Genomic DNA, 16,849 nt, shown 5'->3' on the forward strand with positions numbered 1-16,849 from the left:
AAACCGCAGAATCCCTGTGGTTCTGCGTGCATGCGATCTTGCGAGCCCAGAGTGTTATCGACCCATCCAAGCGAAGGGGACGGGCGCCCGGGGTTGCGAACGCGGCAGGCCACATTTCATGGCGCAGCCTCCGGTCCGGTGATATCTTGGGCCCATCTTGTCGGGCCCGTGCATGCTTGCGGGATCCGGTTCGCAGGAGGCGGCACTAGGGCCGCGAGGGCAGGGTGGGGGCGATAACCGCCGGAGTGGATCGGTATATACATGAGACCCCGGATTCTGGTGGTGGGCAGTTCCAACACGGATTTGATCGTGCGGGTGCCGCGCATTCCGGCACCCGGCGAGACCGTGTTGGGCGGCGAGTTTGTTTCGGCCGGGGGCGGCAAGGGCGCCAACCAGGCGGTCAGCGCTGCGCGGGCCGGCGCCGAGGTCACCTTGGTGGCCCGCGTCGGCGATGACACGTTTGGTCAGATGGCCCTGGAAGGCTTCCGCAAGGATGGCATTGCCGTGGATTACGTGGTGACGGACCGCCAGCAGCGATCCGGAGTGGCCTTGATTTTGGTTGGACCGGCCGGGCAGAACACCATCGCCGTTGCTCCCGGGGCCAACAGCCGGCTCTCCGCGGCCGACGTGCAGCGGGCCAGCGAGGCATTCGGGGCCGCGCAAATGGTGCTGGTGCAACTGGAGGTCCCCTTGAGTGCCGTGCAACGGGCGGTGGAACTGGCCGCATTCCATCACGTGCCGGTCATCCTCAATCCCGCACCGGCCCAGCCCCTGCCCGGTGAGCTGCTCCGGCATGTTTCCATTCTCACCCCGAACGCACGCGAAGCCACGGCCCTGACCGGAATCGAGGTCACCAACCCGGAATCCGCCGCCCGCGCGGCGGCGCGCCTGCGCCAGCGCGGGGTTCCCACTGTGATCGTGACCCTGGGAGAACAGGGGGCGCACGTGGAGGTGTCCCGACTGCATGTTCACGTGCCCGCGTTTCCCGTGGAGCCGGTGGACACGACTGCCGCCGGCGACGTCTTCAACGGTGTGCTGGCGGTGGCCCTGGCCGAGGGCAAGCCGCTACTCGAGGCCGTCCGATTTGCCAGTGCGGCCGCGGCCATATCTGTGACACGGTGGGGGGCGCAGCCTTCCGCGCCCACCCGGGCGGAAATCGAGCAGTTCCTGAAGCAGCACAGCTGAGCCGGAGAGCGGCGGGCGCGGCTCAAGCTTCAATCCGCGGCTGGCTGTCTCCCTTTCAGGGGGGATCCGCGTGGGGCGCAGGCGCAGCCGACGAGCCGGCGGTCAGTTCGACCCCGTTCCGCCGCAGAAGCCAGGCATGCCACAGCGTGGGTACGTTGGCCTGCCATCGGGGCAGAACCAGGGTAATGGCAACTTCTTCCAAGGCAGACAGCAACACAAACGGCGTCAAGGCCCGCAACACCCAGCCCGGCCCTCCTGCGAAGAACACCAAGACCGCGGCGCCGGCCAGCCAGCTCAGCGCCTTGGCGCCCCAGGTGTGATAAGCGATAAGGCGCCGGAACTTCCACCAGCCCACAAGCACGGAAGCCACGTAGCCCCCCAGACCTGCGGCCAGCCAGGGCAGCTCCGCCATCAGTGCCGCCGGACGCAGCCACCAGCCACAAAGCGGCAGCACCAGCCATGTCGTCAAGTCGGCCCAACTGTCCAGCCGCGCGCCCAGCTCGGTGAGCTGATTCATTCGACGGGCCAAATACCCGTCCAGCGCGTCCGTACCCAGCGACCCGACCAGCACCCAAAAAAACGCGGCTCCTTTGCCCACCCACGCCAGCCCAAGCAACACCGGCACCAGGAACAGCCGCATCAAACTCAGAAGATTCGGCAACGTCCACATCGTTGAATCCTCGGTCGCAGGGTGCACGGCTCAGGTGATCACCGGACCGGCCCGCAGACGCCGCAACGTTTCGTCAAAATCGTGCGGCCAGGGGGCCTCCCAGGTCATGGGTTCCCCGGTCGCCGGATGGACCACGGTCAGCTGCGTGGCGTGCAGCATCTGTCGGGGCGGATCGAACCCATATCGTTCCGCCAACCGACGGTTCGCCCGGCGCCCGTACACCAAATCTCCCACCAAGGGGTGGCCCATGTATTGGAAATGAACCCGAACTTGATGGGTTCGGCCCGTGTGAAGACGCGCCTCGACCAGCGTCGCATCCGGAAGCCGCTCCAACACGCGATAGTCCGTGAGTGCCTCCCGGCCCCGCTCCTCACAAACCGCCATGCACTTCCGGTGGGAGGGATGTCGTGCAATGGCCGCGCGAATGGATCCCTGATCGTGCAATACCGTGCCGCAAACCAGCGCATGATACACCTTGGCCACTTGACGCGCCGCAAACTGTCGCGCCAGTCCCAGATGCGCGGTATCGGTCTTGGCCACCACCATCACTCCGCTCGTGTCTTTGTCGAGTCGATGCACGATCCCCGGCCGGCTGACCCCGCCGATCCCGCTCAAGCGCCCGGCGCAATGATGGAGCAGCGCGTTGACCAGCGTTTGACTTTCGTGCCCCGCCGCCGGATGCACCACCAGGCCCGGCGGCTTGTTCACCACCACCAAATGGTCGTCCTCGTACAACACCTCCAACGGAATCGGCTCGGGCCGCACCGCCGCGGGGCGGGCCTCCGGCCACTCCACCTCCACAGTCTCCCCCGCGCGCGGCGTGTGGGTGGGTTTGATGCGCCGGCCGTCGACCCGAATGAAGCCCTCCTCGATCAGGCGCTGGATGGCCATGCGCGACATGGCCGGATAACGACGGCGCAAAAACACGTCCATCCGCTCGCCGGGAGCCGACTGCTCAATGACAAACCGCTCGAGGTTTGGCATGGGACCCGTCACAAAAGGCACGCTTCGTGCCGGACGGCCGGAACCAACATGGCGCGGGACAACAGCGCGTCCAGATCCTCGAATGTGCAGCAGCCCATGTTCCCTTCAACCCGGAGTCAGCGGGCTGAGAGCCGTCGGACTGCCGGCGTATTGTCTCACCCCGGCAGTCCATCGCGGCAACCTCATGAACCCGGAGGCCCCTTCATGTCCGGGGCCTGCGGATCCGAGGCGGCCCGAGGCGCCGCCGGCACGGCCGTCTTCACCCGTGCACCCGCACGCCAACTCAACCAAAAGACAACCGCCACCCCCACGCAGATGGCACTGTCGGCCACGTTAAAGGCGGGAAATCCCCACTCGCTGCCGTCCGCCCGCACCACGTGGAAATACAGAAAGTCCACCACGTGCCCGATGCGCACCCGATCCGTCAAATTCCCCGCTATCCCGCCCAGCACCGCGCCAAACGCCACCTGGCCCAGAGTACTCTCCAGTTCGAAATGATGCCGGTACAACCAGAGCACCACCAAAGCAAGCACCGCCACCAAGGCCAGCAGATCGTTATTCCCACGAAAGAGGCTCCAAGCCGCGCCGGTGTTCCCCCAATGCACCACCTTGAAAAAGCCTTCGATCACCACTCGTTCCTGAGCGTAGTGCAGCCAGCTCAGCACCATGGCCTTTGTCGCCTGGTCCAGCAAATACAGACCCAGCGCCACCAACCAGATGCGCCGAACCGGCGGGCTCCATATCCTCTTCAACCAAGCCATGGCCCTACTCGACAAGGGGGACAACCTGTCCGCTCTGCATCCGAACCCGCTGGCCGTGTCCGACGTTGCGCCGGTGCGGATCTGCAGATGGCACGTTCCTCGACCCCGCTTGCCTGCCCGAATCTAGCTGCAAAAGGCGCTACCCGACAATCCTTTCCGCTGCTTCCGCTGGGCCACGCATCGCGCCCACGGGGATTGGGCGCGGCCAGGGTTCGTGTTCCTGTCGCCGCCCTGCTTCTCATCCCTCCAACAGCGTGGCCGGTGCCACGGGCCTCGCCGTCCCTCTCGCCATCGGGGCTGTCCAAATCCGGTACCACTGCGGGAGCTGCGGATCTGATCCCGCCTCACCGGGCAGCCACGATGGACAGACGGTCGTCTGGCCGGGGGTGGCGTCCAAATGGCAACCCGGTGCCCACTCCAAGGCGAGCCCGGGCGCTCCGATCACCTGCATGGTCCGCCTGCCAGCCGCCCGCGCAGTACCGGCCCCTCTCAATGCAGTAGCGGCTCCGACCGGCCCTGATCCGGAGGCTCGCGGCCCGGCTTCCCTCTTGCGGCCGAACCACGGTCGGCGTGCCCTCGGGCGCCTGCACCGGGACGGAGCACCGCACCCCGCGCTCAGGCGCGCTCGATGTACTTGCCCGTGCGGGTATCGACCCGGATTTTTTCGCCCGCCTTGATGAACAGCGGCACTTGGAGGCTCAACCCCGTCTCGAGCACCGCCGGCTTCATCACGTTGTTGGCCGAGTCGCCGCGCACCCCCTCCGGAGCCTCGCTGACCGTCAAAACCACCGAGGGCGGCAACTCCACCATGACCGCCTTGTCCTCCACAAACGTCACGGTCACGCTGCCGTTTTCCACCAAGTAGTACTTGGCCTCGCCGACCAACTCGGGCGGAAGGGTTACGGTCTCGAACGTCTCCGGGTCCGTGAAGACGTAGTCCTCGCCGTCCTTGTAACTGAACTCCATCCGACGGCTGATGAGCGGGACGGTTTCCACCCGCTCCGTGGAGCCGAAGCGCACATCGGAGGATTTGCCCGTCCGAATGCTGCGCAGCGTGGCCTGGACGAAGGCGCGCAGGTTGCCCGGCGTCCGATGCTGCACATCCAGGACCACACAAATGTCACCGTTGTAATCGATCGCCATCCCGCGGCGAAGATCGTTCGCTGCAATAGCCATAAATGATGCTTCTGATACCTTGCCTTCCCGCGCCTGCTCCAGGCGGGACCGCATAGGATACACTGCGAAAGGTGAAAAGCAAGCCCCCCAACAGGGGGCCTCCCAGCAAAGGGCCCGTTTCCGCTTTTGAGTCCCGGATTCGGGAATCCCAAGTAAACGGCATTTTCCTTCGGCTTTCTCCTGCCACAGAAACCCGAAATGCTCCTGAGCTCTTCAGGGGTGTCCCAAACCGGAACCGCGCGGGACACGGCTCTGCAGCGCCGGACCCTGCCCCTGCGAACAGTGCGGGCGACGATCGCCCAAAACCCTCGCCGCAAATGCATGCCTACCCATCCCGTCAAGGGTCGGAAAGGTTCTGCGTCTTTGGTGCGGCCTGGGTCCGACCCAACGGGGCGGGAATCTGCCAGCCCGGGGCAACGCCCTGGTCACGGGATTCTGCACAATCCCGCTGTGAGTCGGCGGCAATTTCATAGAGCACCCATGGACCGGGCGATAGGGGGCTCGGGCTGCGCTCTTCGAGAACGAGGCCGGTCCGGACTAGGAAGCGCCGGGAGCGTTGCCTTGGGCCGGCGAAGGAAAAAGGCCCGCGAGAACCTGAAGCCGCCCGTGCAGCTCATGGACGGCGGAGGAGGCATTTCCGTTTTTGAACCCCGGATTAAGGATACGGAGGGAGTACCTTCTGGCCTCGGCTTTCCTTCGCCGACCCCCATGAATCCAGCGGAGCTTTCTGGGCATGTCCGCAGACAAGAATGCGCCGACCAATGAAAAGGCGCACCTCCAGTTTCGCTTTCAAAAGAACGCAGAAGTGTGGGGCCGATTCGCTTGCCTGCAGATCCGTTGGGACCAGTCAACTGTTCGATGCCGACCCGGCCGCGGGTTGTGCACCCCCAGGGGCCCGGCCGAACCCCGCAAGGGCCGCAGACAAGGGCGACACAAACGGGCGCGTAACTCGGAGAATCCGCGAGGGCCCGGTCATTCAACTCGCTGATTTTTGGCAGACGAAGTCGCGCAGGGGAATTGCACAACCATTTGCGGGCGAAATGGTTGGCACGTGCCGGCGCGGTGATTCAGACGTGGCTTGGGACGTGGCCTTTTGACCGATTCGCACGGCCAGGTTTCTGGTTGGGCAGAGGTACCTTGGGCGAGTACCCAGTCGCAAGGCGCGCGGCATTTGGACCCCACAGTCCGACAGGTCCGTGCGGCGTGAACATTTCAGAAACTCGCCGTGTCTTCGGTGGGGGCAAGATTTACAAAGTCACAAAAGTGCACGAGCACTCCGGGGTGGTTCGCCAGGAGCGGGCCGCGTAACGAAGTCCGGTTCCTCCGGTCCGGACTCACGCCGCCCTGATCCAAGTGGCCCCGGCACAGGTGAACACTTTCGTCGCGGTCCCGGTTTGGGTCATTTCGAGGCTCGCGGAGGCTGTTTTTCGGGCCCCGAGAGGCTCTGCCGGGGGCGGCGTTTCTTACGTTCTTTTGCCCTTTCGAGCAAGTCGGCTTTCGAATCCCCACATGGCAGGCCCGGGCGTTTGACAGAACGGGCACCCGTGCAGGATATTCTACTCTGCGTAACCCGATTCAACCCGACAGCGTTCCAACCGTGAGCAGCCTATGAAAGTTCAACGTGCAGACGTGTGGGCAGCAGAGATCGAAGACAAACCAGGTGCGCTGGCGGCAAAATTGCAGGCGCTTGCCGCTGCTGGTTGTAACTTGGAGTTCGTCCTCGCAAGGCGTCAGCCGGACAAGCCCGGGACAGGTGTGGTGTTCGTGACCCCCATCAAAGGCCCCAAGCGAGTCCGCGCCGCGGAAGCTGCCGGCTTCAAGAAAGCCGACAGCCTGCATGCCTTGCGTTTGGAGGGTGCGGACAAACCCGGACAAGGTGCACGGATCACCCAGACCCTGGCCGATCAAGGATTGAACCTGCGCGGTTTCTCGGGCGCGGCGATCGGCCGGAAGTTTGTTTGCCACCTCGCGTTCGACACGGACGAAGACGCCGCCAAGGCCCTGAAGGCCCTGAAGAGCCTCCGGGGCTGAATCGGCCCCGACGGGCGGATTTGGAGGCCCGGGATTCCCGGGCAGGCGGTTCCCATTTTCCGGCACCGGCCTCGGGGAAGGGGGAGGGCCCCGCCTTCGTGCCCGGCGGGTGTACGTTCCAACGTTGGTTTTTGCCGAGTTACGGCCCGCGGTTCCTCCCCTGAAACGCGCGCAGACGTTGAGACACTCAGTTGGCCCCGTTTGTCTGAGGGATCTTGGTCGTGAAGGCATGCGCGCTCCATCCCCGCAAGGCCATGGGGGGCGGCCGCGTCTAGCCAAGGGGTGAGCTCGAATCTGGGTCACAACCCGTCGCGGTGCGGCTGCTGGCCCCGCATATTTCTCCGGAACTTGTCGAGAAAGTCGTTGTGCCGAGAAAACGCACGCAGGTTTCCTCGAAACTTCGAGCGAAGGGTTTCCACCAAAACAAGGCTTCTCCCACGACCTGCAAATCGCGTTCGAGACAAAGCCGGGAAGGCCATCGGTTTGCCTGTCCCATCCGGTTGGCTGCACACGCGCCACCGAGCGCCTTGTGAGGGTCATTGCGCCCAAAACCACCGCGGATGGATGGATGTGCCATGCGTTTGCGCCCCGCGGTGGCCCATCGCAGCCGACTCGCAGGAGTCCGCCCGAGGCTGGTTGGGAGCCACGTACGGTCGGACCGTTCCCGGCCACGAGGCACGGCCTTCAAAGTCGTGCGTCCGAAGCCGGGGAGCAATCAGCCCCGCTGCTGGGATCTCTGCGGTCAGGATTCAACGCTCCTCGTCAGCGTTTCTCCGTGTTGGCAGGCGGGTCCGCCGGGGTGTCACGCGGATCCGGGGGCAAGACGAACTCGGAGACCTCCGCGTATTCTGTTTCTGCCACCCGCCAGGTTACGCGCAGACGCCAGAGTCCCGGCGCCAAGTCTTGCAACGAGATGGTCTGGCCTCCGGAAGCGTCGCATTCCAACGGGTATTCCTGATCCTGCGCTGCAGCCGAGGGTCGATAGAGCTGCAACCGGCCCCGGGCGGAAAGATGCCCCGGCGGCAACTGCAGTCGCAGAAGTCGAGCGGCGGGGTTGACACTCACCTGCAACCGATGGGGCAGCTCGGCGGCCCGACGCCGCCGCGCCAGTTCCTCGTCGAGCCCGGACTCAGCCTCGTAATAATCCGGCCGTACCAGATCCAGATTTGCCCGGCGACTTACCCAGATCAGCGTGAGGGTGCCGGCCAGAAAGAGGCCGAACGCCAGGGTCAAGCCCAAGGGCCAGTGTGAGCCTGCAGCGCGTGGAGTTTGGGGGAGCATGTCAGGGATGCGCCTGGGATGAGGGACCGAGGAAGGCGGTTCGAACCGTGCTCACCCGCTTTCCTTCCTGGTAAACGCCGATTCGCACCGACAAAGAGCTGGAGACGATTTGTTCCGGCTCCAGTTCCACCAAGACCGAGGTTTGCAGCAGATCGGCCGCCGGAACCTGCAAAGGGGCTCCGAAAACCGTCAAGCGTCCGGCGGGTTCTTCCAGGCGCAGTTCCACCGGCATTGGTGCGGAGGTCTTGTTGACGATTTTCAGCTGGTAAAGATTGCTGATCCGACCCTCCGGCGTTCGCTGGAAAAGGCTTCCGGGGGCGCGCAAGAGAGTGACATCCACGGGGGAGCGGGTGGCCAGAATCGCTCCCAGGGCGCAGAGCAACGCCAGGAGCACGGCACTGTAGAGGAGCATGCGCGGCGTGAGCCGGAGTCGTTCGCCCCGCTCGATGCCGTTCAGCGAAGCGTAGCGGATCAAGCCGCGGGGGCGCCCGATTCGGTCCATCACCGCATCGCAGGCATCCATGCACGCCGTGCAATGCACACATTCCATTTGGGTCCCGTTCCGGATGTCCACTCCGGTGGGGCAGACCTCGACGCACCGGCGGCAGTCGATGCAGTCACCCAACCCGGCGGCCGCCCGCTCTGCCGGAGTCTGGTCGCGGCGCCAGCGGCCGCGTCGCTCGCCCCTCTTGTAGTCGTAGGCCACCACCAGGGAGTGCTCGTCGAGCAAGACCGACTGAAACCGTCCATACGGACATATGAAGGTGCAGGCCTGCTCCCGAAACCGCGCAAACACACCGTAAAAGACCAGTGTGAACAGCAGCATGAAGCCCAGGCCGGTGGTGTGTCGCCGCGGGTCATCGGTGACCAGGGCCCACCAAGCCCGGCCCCCCAGGATGTACGCGAGAAACAGATTCCCAATGACAAACGAGAGCACCAGGAAAATGGCGTGCTTGGTCAGTTTTTTGGCGGCCTTGCGCGCCGTCCAGGGGGACGCATTCAGCGCCCGCTGCTCCGGAGCATCCCCTTCGATCCAGTATTCGATCGGGCGGAAGACCATTTCCATGAATACCGTCTGCGGGCAGGTCCACCCGCACCACAGTCGGCCAAACGCCATGGTGAAAACGGCGATCGCCGTGAAGAACAGCAGCAGGCCCAGGGCGAACACGGCCGCATCCTGCGGCCAAAAGACCCTGCCCAGGATGGAAAAACGCCGCTCGACGACATTCAGCATCAGAAGCGGATGGCCCTCAATGGTGACGAAGGGCCCCACCGCCAGCACGAGCAGCAGAACTGCGCTGACCCAACGGCGTGCGCGGGTATAGCGACCCCGGGGCTTCCGGGGATACAGCCAGATGCGTCGTCCCCGCACATCCGCCGTGGCCAAATGGCTGCGGAAGTCCGCGGCCGACTCCGCCCGGGCGCCGCGCCCGGGAGGAATCCGTGCGGTCCCGGAGGGACCGGCAGAACCGGAGTCTGTGGAGCGGGCTGCTTTCAAGGGGCCGCTCACTCGTAAATGCTGGGCCCGGTGGGCTGGGGCGCCTGATCCTCGCGGGGCTTGGGATTGGGCGGGTTGCTCCCCCGCAGCGTGTAGATGTAACTGCCCACCGCGTGAATCTCCCGCGGTTTCAGCACGGTCTTCCAGGCGACCATCCCCTTCTCCGGCACACCGTGATAGATGGTCCGCAGGTTGTCCCGGAACTCCGCTCCGTGAATCCAGTAATCGTCGCAGAGGTTGGGCCCCACCAATCCGCCGCCGTCCGCCCGATGACAGGGCGCGCAAAGCTTAGCAAACAGTTCTCTGCCCTGAGCGAGAATGGCGGGGTCCTGCGAGGGTTTCAGGGTTTCCATCTCCTGTTCGAACCGCGCCATGGCTGCCTGTTTGATTTGTTCTCCGATGCGCATCTCCTCCTCATATTCGGCGATCATCAACTTGCCCTTTCCCAACACATGGTAGTGCGTGAGGTACAGAGCAGAGAAAAGGATGGTTCCATAAAAAAGCCAGACCCACCAGCGCGGTAACTGGTTGTCCAACTCCTGAATGCCGTCATAGTCGTGGTCCAGTAACAACGGATCGCGAGTTTCATTCATGGGGGTCCTCCTTTCGGGAGTTCACGGAATCGGTTTCCAACGGCAGTCGAGCAGCGCTGTCCAAACGGGCCCGGTCCAGCCGGAACGCCCAGACCAGCACGCCTACAAATACGGCGAAAAACAGGAGGAGCGACACGATGCCGTACAGGCGGATGCCTCCGACGTGTTCGATCACATCCTTGATCATGGCGCGCCTCCTGTTCAGGGCTGTGCGCCGGGTCCGGACAGGGTCGCCGCGGTGGCCGGGACCGGCGCGGGTTGTTTGATGTCGCGCCCCAGGCGCTGGAGATAGGCAATGAGCGCGATGATTTCGCGGTCCGGTTCGGCTTCCACGGAGCCCGCCTTGAGATTGGCCACGATGTGCTCGGCCTGTGCGCAGGCCTCCTGAATGGCCGTGTCCTCCGCACCGGGCGGGTAGGGGACGCCGAGCCGGCGCAATGTGCGGATGCGGGCGGGCAGCGGGGTGAGATCCAGTTTCTGGGTCAGCAACCAGGGATACCGGGGCATGATCGAGCCCGGCGATGTGCTCCGGGGGTCGTTCATGTGGTTGTAATGCCAGGCATCCGGGTATTTGCCGCCCACCCGGTGCAAGTCCGGCCCCGTCCGCTTCGAGCCCCAGAGGAAAGGATGATCGAAAACGAATTCGCCGCTCTTGGAGTATTCACCGTAACGCTCCGTTTCGGATCGGAAGGGCCTCACCATCTGCGAATGGCAGCCCACGCATCCCTCCCGGATGTAGAGGTCCCGACCGAGGAGCTCCAGGGGGGTGTATGGTTGGACCCCGGCGATTCTGGGCACGTTGGACGAGATCAGCAGCATCGGCACAATTTCCACCAGCCCGCCCACCAGCACGGCCAGCGTGGCCAGCACGGTGAAGGTCACCGGCACGCCCTCCAACCAGCGATGATTCCACTTGACGGTGGCGGGGGCCGGGGCGGGCCGCAGCGCCGGGGCTTGCGCCTCGGTCTCGGGTTCGAACTGGCCCTGACGGGCGGTTCGATACAGGTTCACGATCATGAGAATCACGCCGGTGACGTACAGTGCGCCGCCCAGGGCCCGCAATTGATACATCGGCAGCAGCCGCAGCGTGGTCTCCAGAAAGTTTCCGTACTGCAGAAACCCGTCACTGGTGAACTGCTTCCACATTAGTCCCGCCGTGACGCCGCTCACATACATCGGCACGACGTAAAACATCATGCCCAGCAATCCGATCCAGAAATGGTAGTTGGCCAGCCGGGTGGACCACAGGGTGGTGCGATAGAGCCGCGGGAACAACCAGTAAAGCATGCCGAAGGTCAGAAAACCGTTCCAACCCAGGGCCCCGGTGTGCACATGGGCGATGGTCCAATCCGTGTAATGGGACAGCGCATTGACGCTCTTGATGGCCAGCGTGGGGCCCTCCAGGGTCGCCATCCCGTAGGCGGTCACCGCCACGACGAGAAACTTGAGGACGGGGTCCTGCCGCACTTTGTCCCACGCACCCCGCAGCGTCAGCAACCCGTTCAGCATCCCGCCCCAGCTCGGCGCGACCAGCATGATACTGAACACCATGCCGAGGGACTGAACCCAGTCGGGCAGGGCCGTGTACAGCAAATGATGGGGACCGGCCCAGATGTAGATGAAGATCAGGGCCCAGAAGTGAATGATGGAGAGGCGATAACTGAACACGGGGCGTTCGGCGGCCTTGGGCAGGAAATAGTACATCAGGCCCAGATAAGGGGTGGTCAGAAAGAATGCCACCGCGTTGTGGCCGTACCACCACTGGACCAGCGCATCCTGCACTCCGGCAAATACGGAGTAACTCTTGAACCATCCGGCGGGCAGTGCCAACGAGTTCACCACGTGCAGGAGGGCCACCGTCACCGCCGTGGCGATGTAGAACCAGATGGCCACATACATGTGACGTTCACGGCGCCGCAGGATGGTTCCCAGCAAATTCACCGTGAACGCGATCCAGACGACCGCGATCGCAATGTCGACGGGCCATTCGAGTTCTGCATATTCCTTGCTGGTCGTCAGTCCGAGGGGCAGTGTCACCGCCGCGGCCACAATGATCAGGTTCCAGCCCCAGAAGTTCAGCCAGCTCAGCGTGTCGCTGTACATGCGGGTTTTGAGCAGGCGCTGCACCGAGTAATAGATGCCGCTGAACATGCCGTTGCCCACGAAGGCAAAGATCACCGCATTGGTGTGGAGGGGCCGGATGCGGCCAAAGGTCGTGAAGGGCAGGTCGAGGTTGAGCGCGGGCCAGAACAACTGGCAGGCCGCCAGCAGGCCGACACTCATCCCCACCAAACCCCAAAACACCGTGGCCCAGGCGAAGGCCCGAACGATGCGATTGTCGTATTTGAAGGTTTCGATCGTGTTCATGGTCGATTCCGGTCGTTTGGCTGCGGAGGGCATGCCGGCGCGGTGCGGGACCGCGGGGCTGACGGCTCCTCGGCCAGCACCCGCAAGGCGGGAGTTCCCGTGTCCTCGTACTGGCCGGAGCGCACGGCCCAGACGAAAGCCGCCAGGAAGCCCCCCGCCACCAGCAGGCTCAGTCCGATCAGCAGGAAGATGACGCTCATGGTTTCCAGCCCTCCGGTCCGTGGGCAGACGCAAGCCCGGATCGCTTCCCCACCCAGAGCCCCAGCGCACAAGCGGTCGATACCACCGTCACCGAGCTGAGTGGCATCAGAATGGCCGCCACCAAAGGGGACAGCCGGCCCTGGACGGCCAGCGTCAACCCCACCGCGTTGTAAAGCAGGGACAACCCGAAACACACATACACGACGCCGACGGCGTTTCGAGCCAGGGCCAGCAACTCCGGCAGCTCGGCCACCCGTCGTGCTTCCAGGATCACGTCGCTGGCGGGAGAAAACGCGCCGATGTCCTCGACCACGGCGACCCCCACGTCGCTCTGTCGGAGGGCGCCCGCATCATTGAGGCCATCCCCCACCATCATGACCACGCGGCCCCCTTGCTGAAGTCGGCGCACGAACTCCTGCTTGTCCTCCGGGCTTTGCCGGAAAGCCATCCACGCTCCGGGGCCCAGCAGACGCTGAAAGAGGGCCCGTTCCCGCGGCTGATCTCCGCTGAGCAGGGCCAGCTCGAATCGTCCGGCGAGCCTGCGTGTCAGGGCCTCCGCGCCCCGGCGCAACGCGCGTTGCAGTTGAAAGCTTCCGCGGTACACGCCGTCGAGGGCCACGTGAACCGCGTGAGCCGTGCGCATGCACGCTTCCGGGATGGAGACGCCACGCGCCCGCAACCAATAGGCCGATCCCAGCCAGACTTCGCGGCCCTGGACCCGGCCCTCCATCCCGCGGCCGGGGTGCTCCCGAAACCACTCCAGCCCGGCCCCCGGGGAACCGGGCCAGCCCGCGGCGGTGGATCCACGGGCCTCGTCCGCCAGGGCGTGGAGGGAGTTGGCCAGTTGGCGCGCCAATGGATGCGTGGATTGCTCCGCAAGCACCCGGACGGCCGTTTGTTCGGAGGGGCTCAGTGCGGGTCCCACCCACCGAAGTCGATCCGTGCCGGCGGTGGTGAGCGTGCCGGTTTTGTCGAAGACGATCGTGGTCACTCGCGCCAGCCGCTCCAGCACCTGGCTGTTTTTGAGGAAAATCTGATTCCGGGCCAGCCAGCGTTGCACGGTCCCCAGCGCAAACGGTGCTGACAGGGCCAGGGCACACGGACAAGCCACGATGAGCACTGCGGTGAAGGTTTTCAGCGCCATGGACGGACCGCTGGTCACCCCCCATGCCCACGCGCTGCCAAGAGCCACGAGCGCGACGCCTGCGACAAACCACCGGCTGAGGCGATTGGTCAGTGTCTGAAAGCTCCGGTGCTCCTCGGCGGGCCTGGCCAGTCGCGCCCAAAGGGAACTCAGATAACTCTGCGACACGGGCTTGACCACCTCCACCACGATGGAGCCCCCGATTTGCTGGCCCCCTGCGTAGAGCAGGTCCCCGGGACGGCGCCGCACCGGCTCGCTTTCTCCGGTGACGAAGCTGTAGTCCATCTCGGCCCTGCCCTCGACCAGCCGCGCATCCGCGGGCAGCAGCTCCCCATGGCGAAGTCGAAGGCGATCTCCCACGCGCAGGCGCGCCACCGGCACCACTTCCTCGCCCTGCTCCGTGCATCGGGTCACGGACAACGGGAAAAACGCCTGATAATCGGCGTCAAAGGAAAGCCGTTCGTAGCTTTTGTTTTGAAACCAACGCCCGCAGAGGAGGAAGAATACCAGACCGGTGAGCGAATCCAGATAACCCTCGCCGGTTTGCGTGCCGATTTCCCAGAGGCTTTGACCGAAAAGGGCGAGCAAACCGGCGGCGATCGGCAGATCCAGGGTTACTGTCCGGTGACGCAACGCCTGCCAGGCTGCCCGCCAATAGTCCGCGGCACTGTACAAAAGCACCGGCAGACTCAAACCCAGAGAGACCAGGCCGAGGAACCACCGGATCCCGGGACTGTCCCGGGGTTCCAACCCGAGATAGCTCGGGAAGCTGAGCATCATGACGTTGCCGAACGCAAACCCGGCCACGCCCAACTGGAGCCATAACCGCACAGATTGGGCGGGAGAAGACCGCTGGGCCGTATCCCCCAGCCGGAACACCGGCTCGTAGCCCAGGGATGCCAGCAGGGCCACGAGCTCGCTGAGCCGGAGCCGTTGCGCATCGTACGTCACATGCAGCTCGCGCCGGCCAAAATTGACCTCCGACCGTCCGATTCCCTCCCGGAGCTGAAAGAGATTCTCCAACAACCACACACAGGCCACGCAGTGGATGGTCGGAATGGAAAGGGTGACGCGATGGAACCGGCCGTCGCTGAATTCCACCAGTCGATCCCGTACGGCCGGATCGTCCAGGTGCGCAAACAGCCGGGGGTCGGCCGGCTGCGTTACGCGCAGTCCCGGAGTGGGGGAAAGATCGTAAAAGCGGCCCAGGCCATGCTGCTGCAGCAGATCGAAGACGGTTTTGCAGCCGTGACAGCAGAAGACATGCGCGCCGTTCCGCACCGCGGCCACTCCGCACGGTGTCCCGCAATGACGGCAGACCGAAGTGCCGCCGTCCCTGCCCTGGTCCGACGGAGCCGGCGTGTCCGGTTCCGTGGGCAGGGAGGACTTTCGGAGGGCAACCCCGACCCTGTCCCCGATCCACCCCATCGATCCCAAATCCCTTCAACCCTTGCCCTACAATTTGCGCTAATTGTTCGCGAGGGCCGCGGCAGCGCAAGTCAAAAGTTGTTCATCAGGCGGCCAAAAAACGCCTTGATTTTCCGAAGCAAGCCCTAATGGCTGGAATTGACGAGAGAGCCTCGGGTGACCTGCGTCCGCACGGGGCCGGCATCGGGCTGCTGTTGGGCCGTGCTCCGGGACCTGGTGCTCGGGGACCTGCCGTGGGAGACGGGGTGGACTCTCTGTCCGTCGGCCCCGGGTGAAAAGGAAGCCCGAAAAAGTGGAGTCTTGTCTGGGACCTGGAAGCCCCGTACGGTGGGCGCGTCATTTTCCGTGCGACACCGGAGAAGAACGAGACTCAACCGAGCGCCTATGAAACGAGCCCTGCTTTTGCAATCGGTGGCGGCGATGGCTTGGAGTGTGTTTTGTTGCGGACTGCCGGCCCAAACGGAGTTGGCTCCGACCGGCCCGGATCCACGGTGGATTCCCCACGATCGGAACCGGCCGCGTCCGCCGGTGATTGTTCCGCCGACGCCCAGTACCCAAGCCGAGGCGGGACGGCCGCCTTCGGATGCCATCGTGCTTTTTGATGGCAAGGACCTGTCGGCCTGGTGCGCCATGGACGGTTCGCCCTCCAGGTGGGTGGTTCGGGACGGGTACATGGAGTGCACGCCGGGCAGCGGGTACATCCGGACGCGACGGAGTTTTGGGGACTGTCAACTCCACATCGAGTGGGCTGCGCCGGCAAAACCAAGTGGGTCGGGTCAGGGTCGCGGCAACAGCGGCCTGTTCTTCGGTTTGAACCGCTACGAGGTCCAGATCCTCGACTCCTATGAGAACGAGACCTATGCGGACGGTCAGGCGGCGGCCATCTACGGACAGTATCCTCCCCTGGTCAACGCCTCGCGTCCCCCCGGCGAATGGCAAACCTACGATGTCGTTTATCTGGCGCCCCGATTCGATGAGCAGGGCAACCTTGTGAGCCCGGCGCGGTTGACGGTGTTCCATAACGGCGTGCTGGTACAATATCACGTGCCGTTGACCGGCCCAACGGACTGGATCAACCGCGATCCCTATCGGGCTCACCCGGAGAAACTCCCCATCAGTTTGCAGGACCATGGGAACCCGGTACGCTTCCGCAACATTTGGGTGCGTGAACTGGGGCCGCCTTCCAAGCCCGAGTATTTGCTGCCCGCCAGTTTGCTGGACCGTTACGTGGGGACGTACGATCAAATCACCATTGCGCGAGAGGGGGATCATTTGACGGCCCGCCTGGGAGGCAAGACCCTCCGACTGTACGCAGAGTCCGAAACCCGCTTTTTTGCCAAGTCCACCGACGTACAAATCGAATTCCGGCCGGGTCCGGACGGTCAGGTGCAGGAGCTCGTTTGGTCCGTGGGCGAAGGGGCCAACGTGGCCAGGCGCAAGCGCTGAGGGCGCGCCGCTGGAAACGGCGCGCAAGGCTTGGCAGACTCCGGGGCCGGACTCGAGAAGTGCGTCGGGATGGAACGGCCCCCG

The 16,849-nt window shown here is 64.4% G+C and carries 14 protein-coding genes; 3 read left to right on the forward strand and 11 right to left on the reverse strand.

Annotated elements, in window-relative coordinates:
* Nucleotides 1-261 precede the first annotated feature (261 nt).
* On the forward strand, nucleotides 262-1,185 hold the full coding sequence (gene rbsK, locus ACPDIT_RS13935; protein ID WP_423444468.1) for a ribokinase: 924 nt from the start codon (nucleotides 262-264) through the stop codon (nucleotides 1,183-1,185).
* 55 nt (nucleotides 1,186-1,240) lie between these two features.
* Here the strand turns inward: rbsK and ACPDIT_RS13940 are convergent, their stop codons facing one another.
* The 4 genes from ACPDIT_RS13940 to efp all read right to left on the reverse strand — a co-directional run bounded on the left by ACPDIT_RS13940 (nucleotide 1,241) and on the right by efp (nucleotide 4,776).
* Entirely contained in the window at nucleotides 1,241-1,855 is a 615-nt protein-coding gene (locus ACPDIT_RS13940; protein WP_423444470.1) for a CDP-alcohol phosphatidyltransferase family protein, read from the reverse strand.
* 30 nt (nucleotides 1,856-1,885) lie between these two features.
* The gene (locus ACPDIT_RS13945) at nucleotides 1,886-2,839 is read right to left on the reverse strand and encodes an RluA family pseudouridine synthase (RefSeq protein WP_423444472.1); all 954 of its coding nucleotides are present in this window, start codon (nucleotides 2,837-2,839) and stop codon (nucleotides 1,886-1,888) included.
* A gap of 182 nt (nucleotides 2,840-3,021) precedes the next feature.
* Nucleotides 3,022-3,600: a signal peptidase II gene (gene lspA / locus ACPDIT_RS13950; RefSeq protein ID WP_423444473.1), complete on the reverse strand. Its 579-nt coding sequence runs from the start codon at nucleotides 3,598-3,600 to the stop codon at nucleotides 3,022-3,024.
* Between the two features lie 615 nt (nucleotides 3,601-4,215).
* The gene (gene efp / locus ACPDIT_RS13955) at nucleotides 4,216-4,776 is read right to left on the reverse strand and encodes an elongation factor P (RefSeq protein WP_423444475.1); all 561 of its coding nucleotides are present in this window, start codon (nucleotides 4,774-4,776) and stop codon (nucleotides 4,216-4,218) included.
* 1,608 nt (nucleotides 4,777-6,384) lie between these two features.
* Between efp and ACPDIT_RS13960 the strand changes: the two genes are divergently transcribed.
* On the forward strand, nucleotides 6,385-6,807 hold the full coding sequence (locus tag ACPDIT_RS13960; RefSeq protein WP_423444477.1) for an amino acid-binding protein: 423 nt from the start codon (nucleotides 6,385-6,387) through the stop codon (nucleotides 6,805-6,807).
* Nucleotides 6,808-7,569: 762 nt separating this feature from the next.
* Here the strand turns inward: ACPDIT_RS13960 and ACPDIT_RS13965 are convergent.
* Genes ACPDIT_RS13965 through ACPDIT_RS13995 form a run of 7 tightly spaced genes read right to left on the reverse strand, consistent with a single transcriptional unit; the run spans nucleotide 7,570 to nucleotide 15,319 of the window.
* On the reverse strand, nucleotides 7,570-8,088 hold the full coding sequence (locus tag ACPDIT_RS13965) for a FixH family protein (protein WP_423444479.1): 519 nt from the start codon (nucleotides 8,086-8,088) through the stop codon (nucleotides 7,570-7,572).
* 1 nt (nucleotide 8,089) lies between these two features.
* Nucleotides 8,090-9,586: a cytochrome c oxidase accessory protein CcoG gene (ccoG, locus tag ACPDIT_RS13970; protein ID WP_423444480.1), complete on the reverse strand. Its 1,497-nt coding sequence runs from the start codon at nucleotides 9,584-9,586 to the stop codon at nucleotides 8,090-8,092.
* An 8-nt stretch (nucleotides 9,587-9,594) separates the two neighbouring features.
* A complete protein-coding gene (locus ACPDIT_RS13975) occupies nucleotides 9,595-10,179 on the reverse strand; it encodes a cbb3-type cytochrome c oxidase N-terminal domain-containing protein (protein WP_423444482.1) in 585 nt (194 codons plus the stop codon).
* Complete coding sequence (locus tag ACPDIT_RS13980; RefSeq protein WP_423444484.1) at nucleotides 10,172-10,366, reverse strand: cbb3-type cytochrome oxidase subunit 3; 195 nt, start codon at nucleotides 10,364-10,366, stop codon at nucleotides 10,172-10,174. Before ACPDIT_RS13980 ends, ACPDIT_RS13975 begins: the two co-directional genes overlap by 8 nt.
* A gap of 14 nt (nucleotides 10,367-10,380) precedes the next feature.
* A complete protein-coding gene (gene ccoN, locus ACPDIT_RS13985) occupies nucleotides 10,381-12,546 on the reverse strand; it encodes a cytochrome-c oxidase, cbb3-type subunit I (RefSeq protein WP_423444485.1) in 2,166 nt (721 codons plus the stop codon).
* On the reverse strand, nucleotides 12,543-12,746 hold the full coding sequence (ccoS, locus tag ACPDIT_RS13990; RefSeq protein ID WP_423444487.1) for a cbb3-type cytochrome oxidase assembly protein CcoS: 204 nt from the start codon (nucleotides 12,744-12,746) through the stop codon (nucleotides 12,543-12,545). Before ccoS ends, ccoN begins: the two co-directional genes overlap by 4 nt.
* Nucleotides 12,743-15,319: a heavy metal translocating P-type ATPase gene (locus tag ACPDIT_RS13995; protein ID WP_423444488.1), complete on the reverse strand. Its 2,577-nt coding sequence runs from the start codon at nucleotides 15,317-15,319 to the stop codon at nucleotides 12,743-12,745. The genes ccoS and ACPDIT_RS13995 overlap by 4 nt, the downstream gene beginning before the upstream one ends.
* A 384-nt stretch (nucleotides 15,320-15,703) precedes the next feature.
* Between ACPDIT_RS13995 and ACPDIT_RS14000 the strand changes: the two genes are divergently transcribed.
* Nucleotides 15,704-16,765 carry a family 16 glycoside hydrolase gene (locus ACPDIT_RS14000; protein WP_423444489.1) on the forward strand — a complete coding sequence of 354 codons (1,062 nt, stop codon included), beginning with the start codon at nucleotides 15,704-15,706 and terminating at the stop codon, nucleotides 16,763-16,765.
* The last annotated feature ends 84 nt before the right edge of the window (nucleotides 16,766-16,849 follow it).

Source organism: Limisphaera sp. VF-2 (assembly GCF_049537125.1).
Lineage (GTDB): Bacteria > Verrucomicrobiota > Verrucomicrobiia > Limisphaerales > Limisphaeraceae > Limisphaera.

Coding starts and splice junctions, on each gene's coding strand:
- ACPDIT_RS13995 (WP_423444488.1), bottom strand. CDS start 15,319: ATGGGGTGGATCGGGGACAGGGTCGGGGTTGCCCTCCGAAAGTCCTCC.
- ccoS (WP_423444487.1), bottom strand. CDS start 12,746: ATGAGCGTCATCTTCCTGCTGATCGGACTGAGCCTGCTGGTGGCGGGG.
- ccoN (WP_423444485.1), bottom strand. CDS start 12,546: ATGAACACGATCGAAACCTTCAAATACGACAATCGCATCGTTCGGGCC.
- ACPDIT_RS13960 (WP_423444477.1), top strand. CDS start 6,385: ATGAAAGTTCAACGTGCAGACGTGTGGGCAGCAGAGATCGAAGACAAA.
- ACPDIT_RS13965 (WP_423444479.1), bottom strand. CDS start 8,088: ATGCTCCCCCAAACTCCACGCGCTGCAGGCTCACACTGGCCCTTGGGC.
- ACPDIT_RS13945 (WP_423444472.1), bottom strand. CDS start 2,839: ATGCCAAACCTCGAGCGGTTTGTCATTGAGCAGTCGGCTCCCGGCGAG.
- efp (WP_423444475.1), bottom strand. CDS start 4,776: ATGGCTATTGCAGCGAACGATCTTCGCCGCGGGATGGCGATCGATTAC.
- ACPDIT_RS14000 (WP_423444489.1), top strand. CDS start 15,704: ATGAAACGAGCCCTGCTTTTGCAATCGGTGGCGGCGATGGCTTGGAGT.
- rbsK (WP_423444468.1), top strand. CDS start 262: ATGAGACCCCGGATTCTGGTGGTGGGCAGTTCCAACACGGATTTGATC.
- ACPDIT_RS13980 (WP_423444484.1), bottom strand. CDS start 10,366: ATGATCAAGGATGTGATCGAACACGTCGGAGGCATCCGCCTGTACGGC.
- ACPDIT_RS13975 (WP_423444482.1), bottom strand. CDS start 10,179: ATGAATGAAACTCGCGATCCGTTGTTACTGGACCACGACTATGACGGC.
- ACPDIT_RS13940 (WP_423444470.1), bottom strand. CDS start 1,855: ATGTGGACGTTGCCGAATCTTCTGAGTTTGATGCGGCTGTTCCTGGTG.
- lspA (WP_423444473.1), bottom strand. CDS start 3,600: ATGGCTTGGTTGAAGAGGATATGGAGCCCGCCGGTTCGGCGCATCTGG.